This window comes from Streptomyces fodineus, from assembly GCF_001735805.1.
Lineage (GTDB): Bacteria > Actinomycetota > Actinomycetes > Streptomycetales > Streptomycetaceae > Streptomyces > Streptomyces fodineus.
The window spans coordinates 4,883,000-4,898,483 of the sequence record NZ_CP017248.1 but is presented as its reverse complement, the minus strand read 5'-3'; the positions used below and the strand labels follow the sequence as shown (position 1 = coordinate 4,898,483).

General features: G+C 73.0%; 11 protein-coding genes. 8 read left to right on the top strand and 3 right to left on the bottom strand.

The features are described from left to right. The first annotated feature begins 222 nt into the window (after window positions 1-222). Together BFF78_RS20655 and BFF78_RS20650 are read left to right on the top strand one after the other, a co-directional pair. Entirely contained in the window at window positions 223-2,412 is a 2,190-nt protein-coding gene (locus tag BFF78_RS20655) for a flotillin family protein (protein ID WP_069779733.1), read from the top strand. A 145-nt stretch (window positions 2,413-2,557) separates the two neighbouring features. Further along, window positions 2,558-7,375 carry a DNA repair ATPase gene (locus BFF78_RS20650; RefSeq protein WP_069779732.1) on the top strand — a complete coding sequence of 1,606 codons (4,818 nt, stop codon included), beginning with the start codon at window positions 2,558-2,560 and terminating at the stop codon, window positions 7,373-7,375. A gap of 57 nt (window positions 7,376-7,432) precedes the next feature. Here BFF78_RS20650 and BFF78_RS20645 read toward each other — a convergent pair whose 3' ends face one another. Further along, complete coding sequence (locus tag BFF78_RS20645; RefSeq protein WP_069779731.1) at window positions 7,433-8,350, bottom strand: SCO2400 family protein; 918 nt, start codon at window positions 8,348-8,350, stop codon at window positions 7,433-7,435. A 267-nt stretch (window positions 8,351-8,617) separates the two neighbouring features. Between BFF78_RS20645 and BFF78_RS20640 the strand changes: the two genes are divergently transcribed. Further along, a complete protein-coding gene (locus BFF78_RS20640) occupies window positions 8,618-9,391 on the top strand; it encodes a VOC family protein (RefSeq protein ID WP_069779730.1) in 774 nt (257 codons plus the stop codon). Window positions 9,392-9,513: 122 nt separating this feature from the next. Further along, the gene (locus BFF78_RS20635; protein ID WP_069779729.1) at window positions 9,514-10,269 is read left to right on the top strand and encodes a GntR family transcriptional regulator; all 756 of its coding nucleotides are present in this window, start codon (window positions 9,514-9,516) and stop codon (window positions 10,267-10,269) included. A gap of 273 nt (window positions 10,270-10,542) precedes the next feature. Here BFF78_RS20635 and BFF78_RS20630 read toward each other — a convergent pair whose 3' ends face one another. Further along, window positions 10,543-11,037 carry a MarR family winged helix-turn-helix transcriptional regulator gene (locus tag BFF78_RS20630; RefSeq protein ID WP_069779728.1) on the bottom strand — a complete coding sequence of 165 codons (495 nt, stop codon included), beginning with the start codon at window positions 11,035-11,037 and terminating at the stop codon, window positions 10,543-10,545. Window positions 11,038-11,165: 128 nt separating this feature from the next. Between BFF78_RS20630 and BFF78_RS20625 the strand changes: the two genes are divergently transcribed. Continuing rightward, entirely contained in the window at window positions 11,166-12,578 is a 1,413-nt protein-coding gene (locus tag BFF78_RS20625; protein WP_069779727.1) for a pyridoxal phosphate-dependent decarboxylase family protein, read from the top strand. A 212-nt stretch (window positions 12,579-12,790) separates the two neighbouring features. Next, complete coding sequence (locus BFF78_RS20620; RefSeq protein ID WP_069779726.1) at window positions 12,791-13,012, top strand: hypothetical protein; 222 nt, start codon at window positions 12,791-12,793, stop codon at window positions 13,010-13,012. Between the two features lie 197 nt (window positions 13,013-13,209). Here BFF78_RS20620 and BFF78_RS46280 read toward each other — a convergent pair whose 3' ends face one another. Beyond that, window positions 13,210-13,437: a hypothetical protein gene (locus BFF78_RS46280; RefSeq protein WP_159033035.1), complete on the bottom strand. Its 228-nt coding sequence runs from the start codon at window positions 13,435-13,437 to the stop codon at window positions 13,210-13,212. Window positions 13,438-13,677: 240 nt separating this feature from the next. Here BFF78_RS46280 and BFF78_RS20615 point away from each other — a divergent pair, with 240 nt between their 5' ends. Then, a complete protein-coding gene (locus BFF78_RS20615) occupies window positions 13,678-14,616 on the top strand; it encodes an ABC transporter ATP-binding protein (protein ID WP_069779725.1) in 939 nt (312 codons plus the stop codon). After that, window positions 14,613-15,464 (top strand): hypothetical protein, encoded by an 852-nt coding sequence (locus tag BFF78_RS20610; RefSeq protein WP_069779724.1) that lies wholly within the window; start codon window positions 14,613-14,615, stop codon window positions 15,462-15,464. Before BFF78_RS20615 ends, BFF78_RS20610 begins: the two co-directional genes overlap by 4 nt. The last annotated feature ends 20 nt before the right edge of the window (window positions 15,465-15,484 follow it).

Sequence of the window (15,484 nt, the reverse complement as noted above, 5' to 3'; positions counted from 1 at the left end):
TCCCCGTGATCTTGACGCGCCGGTGACGGTTTCTTAGCGCCTGTCCGGCATGCAGAACCTAGTGAACACTGCCGGAAACCGGCAATGCGCGGGGGTGTGCCCCTGCCGCACCATCCTCTGCGGGGAGCACTACGGGGGGTTGCGGTGCCGGGCACCGGAAGATGCCCGGCACCGCGCCACGGGGGCTTCCGTATCTCATCGTCTGACGCAAGGACGTGTGTCATGGAAGCCCTCGGCGTGCTCGTCGCCGTCTGTCTCGTCGCCGTGGTGCTCGCGGTGTTCGCGTTCTCCCGGCTGTACCGCAAGGTGGACCAGAGCCAGGCCCTGATCGTGTCGAAGACGCGCCAGGTGGACGTGTCCTTCACCGGTCAGGTCGTCCTGCCGATCCTGCACAAGGCCGAGGTCATGGACATCTCGGTGAAGACCATCGAGATCAGCCGCTCGGGGCGGGACGGACTGATCTGCCGGGACAACATCCGCGCCGACATCCGGATCCTGTTCTTCGTCAAGGTCAACAAGACCGTCCCGGACGTCATCAAGGTCGCCCAGACCGTCGGCACCGAGCGCGCCAGCCACCAGGACACGCTCCAGGAGCTGTTCCACGCGAAGTTCTCCGAGGCACTGAAGACCGTCGGCAAGCAGATGGACTTCACCGACCTCTACACCAAGCGCGAGGAACTCCGGTACCACATCATCGAGTTGATCGGCATCGACCTCAACGGCTACCACCTCGAGGACGCGGCGATCGACTACCTGGAGCAGACCCCGCTCTCCCAGATGGACCCGGCCAACGTCCTCGACGCCGAGGGCATCCGCAAGATCACCGAACTGACGGCGATCGAGCACGTGCGCACCAACGAGGCGAAGCGCAACGAGCAGAAGGAGATCACCCGCCAGGACGTCGACGCCCGCGAGGCCATCCTGGAGCTGGAGCGCCGCCAGGCGGACGCCGAGATCAAGCAGAAGCGGGAGATCGAGACCTCCCGGGCCCGCGAGGAGGCCGAGACCGCCCGCGTGATGGAGGAGGAACGGCTGCGCGCCCAGGGCGCCTTCCTGCGCACCGAGGAGCAGCTGGGGGTCCAGCGGGAGAACCAGGCCCGGGAGATCGCGGTCGCCGCGAAGAACCGCGAGCGGGTCATCGCCGTCGAGAACGAGCGGATCGAGAAGGACCGCCTGCTGGAGGTCATCGCCCGGGAGCGGGAGACCCAGCTGACCCGGATCTCCGCCGAGAAGGAGGTCGAGGCGGAGAAGCGGGAGATCGCCGAGGTCATCCGGGAGCGGGTCGCGGTGGACCGTACGGTCGCCGAGCAGGAGGAGTCCATCAAGAAGCTGCGCGTGGTGGAGGAGGCCGAGCGCGAGCGGCAGGCGCTCGTCATCGCCGCCGAGGCGGAGGCGCAGGAGAAGCTGGTCAAGGACATCAAGGCCGCCGAGGCCGCGGAGCAGGCCGCCACCCACCGCGCCGCCGAGGAACTCACCCTCGCCGAGGCCCGGTTGAAGACCGCCGACCTCGACGCGCAGGCCAAGCTGCGGCTCGCCGAGGGCGTCCAGGCCGAGGCCGCCGCCGAGGGGCTGGCCGCCGTCCAGGTCCGCGACAAGGAGGCCGAGGTGACGGTGAAGGCCGGCCGCGCGGAGGCGGAGGCCACCGGGGCACGGCTGCGGGCCGAGGCCGAGGGCACCCAGGCCAAGGCACTCGCGGAAGCGGAGGGCGCGCGGGCCAAGGGGCTTGCGGAGGCCGAAGGCGCGCGGGCGGCCGCGGAGGCCACCGAGGCGCGGCTGAAGGCCGAGGCGGAGGGCACCCGGGCCAAGGGCCTGGCCGAGGCCGAGGGGACCAAGGCGAAGGCGCTCGCGGAAGCCACCGCCATCGGCGAGAAGCTGAAGGCCGAGGCCGCCGGTCTGACCGAGAAGGCCGCCGCGATGGCCGCGCTGGACGAGGCCTCGCGCGGGCACGAGGAGTACCGGCTGCGGCTGCAGGCGGAGAAGGAGATCCGGCTGGCCGGTCTGGAGACACAGCGGCAGGTGGCCGAGGCGCAGGCGACGGTGCTGGCGACCGGCCTGGAGAACGCCGACATCGACATCGTCGGCGGGGAGTCCGTCTTCTTCGACCGGCTGGTGTCCTCCATCTCCCTCGGCAAGGGCGTGGACGGCTTCGTCGCCAACTCCCGCACCGCGCAGGCCCTGGCGAAGCCCTGGCTGGACGGTACGGGCAGCTTCACCGACGACCTCTCCCACATCCTCGGCTCACTCGGCTCGGCGGACGTGCGGAACCTGACGGTGTCGGCGCTCCTGGCGAAGCAGATCAAGAACGGCGGCCCGCAGGCGGGACAGCTCCAGAAGCTCCTCGACCGGGCGAGCGAACTGGGCCTGTCGGACACACCGGTGACAGCACTGAACGGAAGCGGCACGGGGAGCTGAGTGCAGCGCCCCGAAGGGGCGCGGGGCTGTGCCGATATGCGGCTGCGCCGCGTGGGCGCGACCAGCCCACCACCGCCCCGCACCCGGCATACGACTCGCAGCCCCGAGCCCATAGCCGCACCTTCCACGAAGGGAAGCACCCGCAATGCCCACCGCTGAGGCGCCGCAGGCCGATGTCGACGCCGGCACCTACGAGGTGCTCCGCGACCGGCTTACCGCGCAGGCCGCGGAGCTTGCCCGGCGGGCCGAGACGCTGAACGCCCGCCGGGCCGAAGAGTTCGGCTCGGCGCGGCTGGACCTCGCGCGCACCGGCCGCCTCCGCACCGAGCAGGCGTGCGTGCCCAGCGACATCGTGGCCGTAGGGGACGCGCTCCTCTTCGGCGCGACCGGCGCAGTCACGGACGTCCTCGCGCTGTACGGCCGCGAAGGCGAGCCGCTGGCCGAGGACGCCGTGCCCGGCCTGCTGGACGACCCCGGTTTCACAAGGGAGTTCAGCGCGCTGCACCGTTACTACCGCGAGGCGAGGCTGCTGCGGCTGCGCCGGGTCGACGGCCGGCTGCTGGCGGTGTTCCGCACCGGCGAGAAGGCCGAGGACGTGCGCGTACTGCGCTGGTCGCGCACCGACAGCGGCCGCGTGGCCTTCCTGGACGCGCGCGGCGACCGCGACGACGTCTTCCCGCCGGCCCAGGACGTGACCTGGACGGAGACCACCCGGGAGGACCACGTCCTCGGCCGGGACGCGTACGTCGCCGTACCCGGCGGGCTGGGCGTGACGACCGTCGGCGGATCCCTCACCGTGCGCACCGCGGACGGCGAACCGCTGTACACCGAGCCGGTGCAGGAGCCGCTGCAGGCGCTCGCCGACGCCGCCGTCGCGCACACGGGCGTCGGCCCGCTGGTGCTGCTGAGGGTACGGCCGTACAAGGAGGACGCCGACCGGTACCTGGTGTTCGACACACTGAGCCGTACCGTGGTGCGGCTGGACGGGATCGGGCAGGCGTGCCGGCGGCTGCCCGAGGATCAGGGGATCGTCTTCCCGGGCGGCTACTGCCTGGCGGGCGGCGCGCACAAGACGTACGAACTCGACGTGGCCGGCCTGGAGTTCGAGTGCGAAGTCCGCGCGCCGAACGGCGAGGACGTGCTGTACGCCTTCCGCTCCCGCGCCGAGGGCCGCACGCTGCTGCTGTCGTACAACACCCTGCGCAAGGAGGTCGCGAACCCGCTGCCGTGCCGGGGCTGGGCGCTGTTCGAGGACGGCGCGCTCGCGGTGCTGCGGGCCGGCGGCGACGAGCCCGCGCACACCCATCCGATCCAGTGGTGGACCTCGCCGTACGTCTCCGACACGCATGCCGCCGCCCTGCGCACCGGCACCGGCGCGCTAGCCCGGGTCGGCAACGCGGACCTGGTGCGCGGGCTCGCCGACTGTCTGTCCGTGGCCGGGCTGGTGACGGACGGCATCGAGACCGGCGAGGGGTACCGGGCGCTGGTGGCGGCCTGTGTGCGGGCCGCCGACACCCACCACTGGCTCGCCGACCGGGAACTGGGGGATCTGGCCGGCCCGTTGGGTGACGTCCGGGCCACCGCGGAGAACGTACTGGTCGAGTTCGAGACCGTACAGACGCTGACCCGGCAGGCCGCCGACGCCCTCGGCGAGGCCGCCGAGCGGATCGCCGCCGTGGTGCGCCGGCTGCGCGGGGAGGCGCCGCGCGAGGCCGCCGCCTGGGTGCGCGGGCTGACCGAACTCCGGCACGCCCACGGGCACCTGCTCACGCTGCGCGAGCTGCGGTACGTCGACGCCGCCCGGGTGCAGGAGCTGGCGACCGCCACCGAGGACGACCTGGCCGCCTTCGGGCGGCGGGCCGTGGCCTTCCTGGCGCGCGCGGACGCCTTCGCCGGACAGCAGGAGGAGGTCGAGCGGCTGGTCGCCGAGTCGGCGGCCGTCGAGACCGTCGCGGGTGCCGCGCCCGTCGCCGCCCGGCTGGACGAGCTGGCCGACGGGCTGCGCACGGTCACCGAGGTCGTGACCGGCCTCGACATCGCCGACGCCACGGTCCGTACGGCCGTACTGGAGCGGATCGCGGAGGTGCTGGGCGGCGTCAACCGGGCCCGCGCCACCCTCGACGGCCGCCGCCGCGCCTTGCAGGACCACGAGGGGCGGGCCGAGTTCGCCGCCGAGACCGCGCTGCTCGCCCAGGCCGTCACCGCCGCGCTCGCCGCGTCCGGCACACCGCAGGAGTGCGACGACCAACTGGCGGCGGTCCTGGCCCGGTTGGAGGACCTGGACGGCCGGTTCGCCGAGTTCGACGACTTCCTCGCCGAACTCGCCGACCGGCGCACCGAGATCTACGAGGCCTTCGCCGCCCGCAAGCAGTCCCTCGCCGACACCCGCGCCCGCCGCGGCGAACAACTCGCCGTCTCCGCCGGGCGGATGCTGCAGACGGTCGCCCGCCGCGCGGCCACCCTCTCCGACACGGACGCGGTCGCCACCTACTTCGCCTCCGACCCGCTGGTCGCCAAGGTCCGCCGCACCGCCGACGAACTGCGCGCCCTCGGTGACAGCGTGCGCGCCGAGGAACTCGACGGCCGGCTGAAGTCCGCCCGCCAGGAGGCCGCCCGCGCCCTGCGCGACCGCGCCGACCTGTACGCCGAGGACGGCCGCACCCTGCTGCTCGGCGGCCACCGCTTCGCCGTCAACACCCAGCCGCTCGACCTCACCCTCGTCCCGCACGGCGACACCCTGGCCTTCGCGGTGACGGGGACCGACTACCGCCGCCCGGTGACGGACCCGCACTTCGCCGAGACCCGCCCGCTCTGGGACCGCCACCTGCCCTCCGAGTCGCCCGGGGTCTACCGCGCCGAGCACCTCGCCGCCCGCCTGCTCGCCGAGCACGGCCCGGCGGCCCTCGCCGCCGCCGACGACCTGCCGGACCTGGTCCGCCGGGCGGCACAGGAGTCGTACGACGAGGGCTACGAGCGCGGCGTCCACGACCATGACGCGACCGCCGTACTGAACGCCCTGCTGCCCCTGTACGAGGGCGCCGGCACCCTGCGCCACGAGCCCGCCGCCCGGGCCGCCGCCCAGCTGTTCTGGGCGCACGGCACCACCGAGGAGGCCCGTACCGCCTGGGCCCGGCGGGCGGTGTCGCTGGCCCGGGCCCGGGACGCCTTCGGTGCCGTACCGGCCATCGGGGAGCTGGAGCGGGAGCTGGCCGGGGCGATCGAGGCCTGGGACGCGGCGGCGGTGGGCGGGCCGAGTGCCGCGTACCTCTTCGAGGAGCTGACCTGCGGCCCGGAGGGCTTCGTCCTCGGGGTCACGGCACGCACGCTGCTGGAGAAGTTCCGGCACACGGACGCAAGTTACCGGGGCGACCTGGAGGGGCTGACCGACCTCGCGGCGCGCCGGCAGGTGGTGGGGGCCTGGCTCGGCGCGTACGCCGCCGCGACCGGCACCGAGGCCGGGCCCGGCGAGCTGGCCGAGGCGGTCGCCGCCGAGCTGTGCCCGGGCCTGCCCCGCTACGACGGCGACGCCCCGCTCACCGCGACGGCGGAGGGCCTGCTGGGCACGCACCCCCGCGTGACCGGCGGCCGGCTGCCGCTGCGGCTGGACGAGTTCCTGGCCCGCACGCGCGCTTTCGCCGCCGAGGAGGTCCCCGCCTTCCGCGCCTACCAGCGCCGTCGTACGACTCTGGTGGCGGCCGAACGCGACCGCCTCCGCCTGGACGACCACCGCCCCCGGGTGATGCCGGCGTTCGTTCGGGGCCGCCTCGTCGACGAGGTCTATCTCCCCCTGATCGGCGACAGCCTGGCCCACCAGCTCGGCACCACCGGCGCGTCGAAACGCACCGACACCGGCGGTCTGCTCCTGCTCATCTCCCCGCCCGGCTACGGCAAGACGACCCTCATGGAGTACGTCGCCGACCGGCTCGGCCTGATGCTGGTCAGGGTCAGCGGTCCGGCGCTCGGCCACGCCGTCACCTCACTGGACCCGGCCGACGCCCCGAACGCCACCGCCCGCCGCGAGATCGAGAAGATCAACTTCGCGCTGGCGGCCGGCAACAACACGCTCCTGTACGTGGACGACATCCAGCACACCTCGCCCGAGCTGCTGCAGCAGTTCATCCCGCTGTGCGACGCCACCCGGCGCGTGGACGGCGTGTGGGACGGCGAGCCGCGCACCTACGACCTGCGCGGCAAGCGGTTCGCGGTCTGCATGGCCGGCAACCCCTACACCGAGTCGGGCGAACGCTTCCGCATCCCCGACATGCTCGCCAACCGGGCCGACGTGTGGAACCTCGGCGACGTCCTCACCGGCAAGGAGGATGTCTTCGCGCTCAGCTTCGTCGAGAACGCCCTCACCGCCAACCCGGTGCTCGCCCCGCTCGCCGCCCGCGACCGCGCCGACCTGGACCTGCTGGTCCGGCTGGCCGCCGCCGACCCCACGGCCCGCGCCGACCGCCTCACCCGCCCGCTGCCGACGGCCGAACTGGACGCTGTGGTGGGGGTGTTGCGCCATCTGCTCGCGGTCCGCGAGACGGTACTGACGGTGAACGCGGCCTACATCGCCTCCGCCGCCCAGTCGGAGGAGGCCCGCACGGAGCCCCCCTTCCGCCTCCAGGGTTCCTACCGCGACATGAACAAGATCGCTGGGCGGCTGCGCCCGGTCATGAACGACGCCGAACGCGAGGCCGTCGTCGACGACCACTACACGGCCGAGGCCCAGACCCTCACCACGGGCGCCGAGGCCAACCTGCTGAAACTGGCCGAGCTGCGCGGCACGCTGAGCGAGGCGCAGGCCGCCCGCTGGGCCGAGGTGAGGACCGCCCACGTCCGCGCCCGCACCCTCGGCGGCCCCGCGGACGATCCCCTGACCCGCGCGGTGGCCGCCCTCGGCCTGCTGGCGGACCGGGTGGCGGCCGTGGAGTCCGCCATCACCCGCACCCGGTCCGGGGAACCGGACCGCTGACGGCCGCCCGCAGTGACTTCGGCAGCCGGTGTCCGGCAACAGTGGGCGAGTCGGCGGTCAGCCCAGGCACACCAGGACCAGGCAGAGCTGCTTGGACGAGGTCTGCGTGGGGGACGACGGGTTGGCTGCGGAGGTGCCGGTGCTGGTGCCGCTTCCGGTGCCGTTTCCGGTGCCGCTGGTGGGCGCCTGATGTGCCGTCGTACCGGAGGAGCCGGAATTCGTGCCGGAATTCGTGCCGGAGTTCGTGCCGGTGCTCGTGCCGGAGGTGGACGGTGCAGTGGTCCGTGGCAGCGGGGTGGCCGGGATGACGGACGTGGCCGGCTGCTGGGCCACCGCGGCGGTGTGCGGGTGGGCGGCCGACGGTGCCGTGCGGTAGGCGGGCGTCAAGGTCTGCTGGTGGGGCACGTCGACCGCGGACGTCCGTGCCGTCGGCGCGGCCGGGGTGTGCCGGTCGGTGGCGGCGGGCGACGCCGGGGTGGACGGCGGCCGGCTGGACGCGGCCGACGGCTCATCGGTGAGGCCCATGCTGCGGTGGTCCGGTGCGCCGACCGCCTGGGCGCGGGCGCCGGAGCCGCGGTCCAGCGAGGCGAGCGTCAGGCCACCGCCGACGAGCGCGACGGCGGTCGCCACCACGGCCCGGCGCTGGCTCTTCTTCCAGCGGGCCCGCTGCCGGCGCCGGGCCGCGCGTCCCTGCGGGGCGGGCGGTGCGTCCTCGACGTCGGCGGGCAGCTGGGCGGGAGGTTCCTCGGCAGCGGCGGCCGTGGCGGCGGTGACGGCCATGTGCTGGGGCCGGAACCAGTGGTCGTCGGCGACCGGCGCCGCCGCCTCGGCACGGCGGGCCGGCCGGATCCGGTGGGCCGGCTCGGTCGGGGGACCGCCGGCGCCGGGCGGGGCTATGTCCGGTGCGTAGGCACCGCACCCCGGGCAGACCAGGGCGCCGTTGAGGTGCCGGCGGCACGAGGAGCAGTAGTCCATCTGCGGTCTTCCTGTGTCGACTGCGCCGTCTCGGCCCACCGGGGCACGGCCTGGTCACGCCCGCACAGGGCGGCGAGCGCGCAGTCACCGTAACGAGCCTTTCGAAAGGCTGTGTGCAGTCCGTGTGGCACTCCTGCGCAGATTCGTCGCGTTCTCTTCCCCGGCCGGGTGAAACCGGGCACGCGCCCGGTCCGGCGGGCCGGGCCCCGGCCACTGCCGTCGGCATAGTGGCGGGCGGCTTCGCACCGGACCGGCAGGAGGAGACGCATGCTCGGCACACAGTTCCGCACCGGCTCGCCCATCTGGATCGACCTCGGCAGTCCCGACACCCAGACCGCCGCCGCGTTCTACGGCGCCGTCTTCGGCTGGGACTTCGTCTCCGCCGGGCCGGAGGCGGGCGGCTACGGCTTCTTCCAGAAGAACGGCGGCACGGTGGCCGCCCTCGGCCGGCTGACCGAGCAGGGGGCGAGATCGGCCTGGATGACGTACTTCCGCACCGATGACGCCCAGGCCGCCGCCCGGGCCGTGACCGAGGCCGGCGGCACCGTGCGCACCGGGCCCGTGACCATGGGCGAGGCCAGCTTCGCCCAGTTCACCGACCCGCAGGGCGCGCAGTTCGCGGTGCTCCAGTCCGGGCAGGGCCTGCAGCGGGCCTCGGAGGACAACGCGCTGGTGTGGGTCGAGCTGCACGTCGGCGACCCCGGGGCGGCCATCGGGTTCTACCGGGGGCTGTTCGGCTGGCGTGCCCAGGAGATGCAGGCGCCGGGCATGACGTACCAGGTGCTCAGCATCGCGGAGGGCGATCCGCAGGAGGGCTCCTTCGGTGGTGTGGCGCCGCTGCAGGAGGGCGCGCAGGAGGCGCGCTGGGTGCCGTACTTCGCCGTGGCCGACGCGGACGCGATCGTCACCGCGACCGGCGACAACGGCGGCACGGTGCTGATGCCGGCGGCGAACGTCCCCGGCGTCGGCCGCATCGCCTGGCTGGCCGACCCGGCACAGGCGGTGTTCGCGGTACTCAGGCCGGACCCGCGCCAGGCCTGACGGGGAACGGCAGGCCGCGCGGCCTACGGCGATCACCGAACGCAGTGCTGCTCCAGCAGCTTTCAGCCGGTGCAGTAGCTTGCGGATCCGCCCGGAACCCCGTCACCGACCGGAGACTCGCCATGCCCCGACAAGCGCCGTATCTCGCCGTGGCCGACGCGCTGCGCGTACGGATCCTCGCGGGGGAGTGGGGAGTCGGTGACCGTCTGCCGTCCCGGGCGCGGCTCGCCGAGGAGTACGGCGTCGGGCGCAATGTCGTGCAGCGGGCCGTGGACCGGTTGATCATCGAGGGGCTGCTGGAGGGACGCGCGGGCTCCGGCACCTATGTCCGCACCCCGCGCGAGCGCCTGCGGATGCTGCGCGCGTGGCACCGCGAGCACCGGGGTGCCCGCGCCCTCGGCGGCCTGGGGGAGCGGGGGCGGGCCGGTTCCTGGGACGCGCACAGCCTGGTGCGCGTCCCCGCCCCCGAGGCCATCGCCGAACGGCTGGCCATCAGTCCCGGCGACCTGTGCGTCAACACGCAGTACGAGTTCCTCGCCGACGGCCGGCCCGTCCAGCTCTCCGACTCCTGGGAGCCGATGGCCGTGACCGAGCGAACACCGGTCGTCCTGCCCGAGCGGGGGCCGCTCGCGGGCAAGGGGGTGGTGGCGCGCCTGCGCTCCATCGGCGTGGACGTGGAGACCGTCGTCGAGGTGCCGCGCCCGGCGCGGGCGGGGCGGGCGGAGGCCCATCTGCTGGGGATCGGCGTCGGCGACCTGGTGCTCCGCATCGAGCGGACCATCTACGACACCGGCGGCCGCCCGGTGGAGACCGCCGACATCGTCATCCCGGACGTACGCCGGGAAGTGGTCTACGAGTTCGCGGTCGACGCGGGGTGACGCGCGTGCCCGGCCGAACCGGGCCGGGAGACGGCCGGGTGGTGAACCTCACCCCCCCCCGACCCCGAACGCGCTCGGCAAGTGGGCGATGCAGCCCACTCCCGCGGCGTCGAGAACGTGGGCCGCGCCCAGCAGCCGATGCGCCCGGGGCGGGGAATCGACTGCCCGCCCCATCCGCCCACAGCGCCCGCCGGCGAAGCCGCCGATACGCACACCCCCGTGTCCCCGGCCCGGAGGTTTTCGGTTCCTCTGGGGCCGCGATGGCGTTCCCCCTCACCCGGTCCGTTCGCGCAGCGCCCTGTCGATCTCGCCCAGTGCGCTGGTCAGTCGCGCGTAGTCGTCGGCTGTCAGCGGCTTGACGAAGTACTCCTCCACCACATCGGCATGGACGGCCGCGGCGCGCAGAAACGCCCTGCGCCCCTCGGCGGTCGGCTCCACCAGGGCCACCCTCCGGTCCCCGGGCGACGGCACGCGACGGACCAGGCCGGCTTCCTCCATGCGGTCGACCAGGCGGGTGGTGCCACTGCTGGTGAGCGTGAGGTCGTCGGCCAGCTGCCGCTGGGAGACCTCCTCGCCGGGCCGGCGGCAGAGCCGTATCAGCACCTCCAGCATGGTGTGGCTGATCCCGCACTCCCGCCTGAGCGCGCTGTCGATCCGCTGTTCCAGACGGGTGGCGGACTTGATCAGCAGGCCGAAGTCCCGCACGAGCCGGCTGTTGGCGGCGCGGGCGAGGGCCTGGTCGTCGGGCTGGAGCGGCGTGGCGTTCATCGCGGCCGACTTTACTGCCACCTCACTCACTGCTGGCTCAAATGCTGTGCAGTCAATTGCTGAGTAGTCAATGAAATCTCTAAGGTGGGCGCACCCCGAGAGCGAGGGCGAGAGCGAGAGGGAGATCAATGGATCTGCAGCACTGGCTCGGCCGAGCCACCCACGCGATACAGGACTGGTCCGCCACCTTCGGCCCCTACGAGCCCCATCCGTCCCTCCAGGTGGAGGAGGGCCGCTTCGCGGCGGCGTTCGAGGAGTTCACGGGCCGGCTGAAGGACAACTACCCCTTCTTCCATCCGCACTACGCCGGCCAGATGCTCAAGCCCCCGCACCCCGCCGCGGTGGTCGGCTACCTCACCGCGATGCTGATCAACCCCAACAACCACGCCCTGGACGGCGGCCCCGCCACCGCCGCGATGGAACGCGAGGCCGTCGCCCAACTGGCCGCCATGTTCGGCTACGACACCCACCTCGGCCACCTCACCACCAGCGGCACGATCGCCAACCTCGAAGCCCTCTTCGTCGCCCGCGAACTCCACCCCGGCCGGGGCATCGCGCACAGCGCCGACGCCCACTACACCCACGGCCGTATGTGCCACGTCCTGGACATGACGAGCCACCCCGTCCGCACCGACAGCCAGGGCCGCATGGACCTCGAAGCGCTGGAGGACGTACTGCGCACGGACCAGGTGGGCACCGTCGTCCTCACCACCGGCACCACCGGACTGGGCGCCGTCGACCCGGTCCACGAGGTCGTCCCGCTCGCCGAGCGCTACGGCGTCCGCGTCCATGTCGACGCCGCGTACGGCGGCTTCTTCACCCTGCTCGCCGGAGCCGGTGCGGGCGCAGACACGGATACAGGCGCAGGCACCGGCACCGGCACCGAGGCCCCGGTGGACCTGCCCCCCGAGCCCTGGCGTGCGATCGCCCAGGCGGACTCCATAGTCGTAGACCCCCACAAGCACGGCCTGCAGCCCTACGGTTGCGGAGCGGTCCTCTTCCGCGACCCCGAGGTGGGCCGCTTCTACCTCCACGACTCGCCCTACACCTACTTCACCTCCACCGACCTCCACCTGGGCGAGATCAGCCTGGAATGCTCCCGCGCCGGAGCCTCCGCGGCCGCCCTGTGGCTCACCTTCCGGCTCCTGCCGCCCACCCCCGACGGCCTCGGCCGGGTCCTGGCGGCCGGCCGCCGAGCGGCGCTGAAGTGGGCGGCGTTGATCGAGGCATCCGAGTTCCTGGAGCTCTACCAGCACCCCCAGCTGGACATCGTCACCTACTTCCCCGCCCTCGACCCGGCCACCCTCACCGCCGTCGACGCGGCATCCGCCCGCATCCTCGCGGACGGCATGAGCGGCCCCGACCCCGTCTTCCTCAGCACCCTCAGAGCCGGGCGCGAGGAGTTCACCGCCCGCCACCCCAAGATCACCGCGGACACCGACGGCGCCCGGATCCTCCGCAGCGTCCTCATGAAGCCGGAGTCCGAGCACCACATCGAGCACCTGCACCACCGCCTCGAGAGCCTGGCCCGCCCCGCCTGACGCCGGCACACCGGCCACCCGCCTTCCCGACCGTCGCCCGAGCGCCGGCCACACAACTGATCAGTCCCACGGCGCCCTTTTGATGCGAACGGCGGTGTGCGTCCCCGGATGGCACGCCCCGATGAGCGCCGTGAGGTATGTCCGATTAGCCTCCGAAATGAGCGCCAAGTGGATCTTTTGCGGGCGCGCTGCACTCGACCCAAGGAGGAGAAATGGGCCAGCTTTGCAAGGCCGCTGTGGCGGCCGTCATCATCGGCAGCGTCAGCTTCATAGCCGCCGGCCCCGCCACCGCCGCCCAAGGCGCGGTCATGCATCGTGGCGGCGGCTGCACGGACGTCGACGTTCTCGGTGAAGTGGGCATCGCCAACGGCCTTCTCGGCAACGCGCTGAACGGCGAGGGCAACCCAGGTGCGCAGTACACCAGCTTCTGCTAGTGGTAGCCGTGTCACGTAGTTCACCGAAGTGGGTCCCGGCGTCCGGGTCATGAACCCGCCGTCCGCGCGGCCATCGTGGCCGTTCGTTTCATCTCAAAGGTGGATATCAAAGGCCCCGGACCGCGACCGGTCCGGGGCCTTTGCGTCGGCATCACGCGCCACACCCCTGCCCGGATGTCCGCAATCGCAGGGGGAGTTCACGCAATGTCGACAACGAGCAGGACGGCACGGCCTGTTCGCACCGTGGCCATGGCGGCGGCCCCGCCACCGCCGCGGCCGTCGCGTTCCCTGCCGCCGCGCTCGCGGCCGACGCAGAACACCACCGCATCCGGCTGGCCGCTTCGACGGGCGCCGCCGTCGCCTTCTCGTCTCAACTCGTCCACCGCGCGTTCAGGTCGGCGAGAGTGGAGGTGCCGGTCGGCCACCCGCCGGCCCACCGTACCGAGAGGGGGAGGCCTGCCCTTCGTCGCCCGGCGGCGCCTCCCGGGCACACATGCCCGCGAGGAAACCGCTGGAGGCGTGCCGGCGCAGGCCGTAGTACCCCGGTACCACCTGCCCGGCGGTGTTCGGTCCCCGGTACCACCGGATCCGGGAGATCGCGGTCTTAGCGTGGCGGAGGAGGCGTCGGGCGTGCCGGGCGCCGGAGTCCTAGAGAGAGAACGCGAATGATCGAGGCACAGCAGCTCACCAAGAGGTACGGGGAGAAGACCGCCGTGGACGGCCTGGACTTCACCGTGAAGCCGGGTACGGTGACCGGATTCCTCGGCCCCAACGGAGCGGGCAAGTCCACGACGATGCGCATGATCGTCGGGCTCGACGCGCCGACGAGCGGCTCCGTCACGGTGAACGGCCACCGCTACGCCCGTCACCAGGCACCGCTGCAGGAGGTCGGGGCGCTCCTGGAGGCGAAGTCGATCCACCCGGGCCGCTCGGCCTACAACCACCTCCGGGCGCTCGCGCTCACCCACGGCATTCCGCGCCGCCGGGTCGACGAGGTCGTCGAACTCGCCGGTCTCGGCAGCGTCGCGAAGAAGCGGGCCGGTGCCTTCTCCCTCGGCATGGGACAGCGGCTCGGCATCGCGGCGGCCCTGCTCGGCGATCCGCAGACCGTGATGCTGGACGAGCCCGTCAACGGGCTGGACCCCGAGGGCGTCCTGTGGATCCGGAACCTGCTCACCTCCCTCGCGGCCGAGGGGCGCACGGTGTTCGTCTCCTCGCACCTGATGAGCGAGGTGTCGCTGGTGGCGGACCACCTGATCATCGTCGGCCGGGGACGGCTGCTGGCCGACACGACCGTGCAGGACCTGGTGCGTGAGGCGGGCGGCGACACCGTGAAGGTCGCGACGGACGACCCCGCGCGGCTGCGGGACGTGCTGGCCGGGCCGGGCGTGGAGGTCACCGGCCGCGTCGGCACGGAGGAGCTGCAGGTCACCGGCATGTCCGCCCGCGAGATCGGGCTGAAGGCGGCCGAGCACGGGATCCCTCTGTTCGAGCTGACCACGAAGGCGGTGTCGCTGGAGGAGGCATTCATGGAACTGACCAGGGACGCCGTGGAGTACCACGGCTCCACGACCGGTAGCGACACCTCCGGGAGCGCGGCATGAGCACCGTTACGGCAACTCCCGAGACCCCCGAGGCCGCCCCGGCCGCCCAGGCCCGCCCCGCCTACCGGGTGACCGGACGCCGGGTGCTGGCCTCGGAGTGGGCCAAGCTCTGGTCCCTGCGGTCCACTTGGATCACCCTCGGCCTGGGCCTGCTGTTCCTGGTGGCCTTCGGCGTCATCGCCGCGAGCCACTACAAGTCCAATCTCGACTCCGGCCGGCACATGGACCGCGACTTCGCCACCGCGACGGCGGTCAGCCTCTCCCTCTTCGGCACCAACTTCGCCCAGCTCGCCCTCGGCGTGCTCGGCGTGCTGGTCACGGCGGGCGAGTACTCCACCGGCATGATCCGCTCCACCCTCGCGGCCGTACCGCGCCGGCTGCCCGTGCTGTGGTCCAAGGCGGCGGTGTACGGGCTGGTCGCCCTGGTCGTCGCGACCGTCGGCGCGTTCGCCGCCTTCCTCGTCGGCAGCCGGATCGTGTCCGGCACGCCCGCCGCCATGGGCCTCGGTCACGCCGGTGTCGTACGCACCCTGCTGGGCGCCGGGCTCTACCTCGGCCTGGTCGGCGTGATCGGCGCCGCCCTCGGGGCGCTGCTGCGGTCCGTCGCCGGCGGCATCTCGGTGCTGGTCGCCGCCCTCATGCTGGTGCCCGGACTGGTCTCCCTGCTGCCCACCTCGTGGCAGGGCGACATCGACCCCTACCTGCCGAGCCACGCGGGCGAGTCGATCTTCGCGCTGACCCACGACTCCACCACGCTGTCGCCCTCGGCCGGGCTCCTGGTCTTCCTCGGCTGGACGGCGCTGGCGCTCGCGGGGGCGGCGTACCGGATGCTGCGCAGTGACGTCTGAGTGACGGCACCCGCATCATG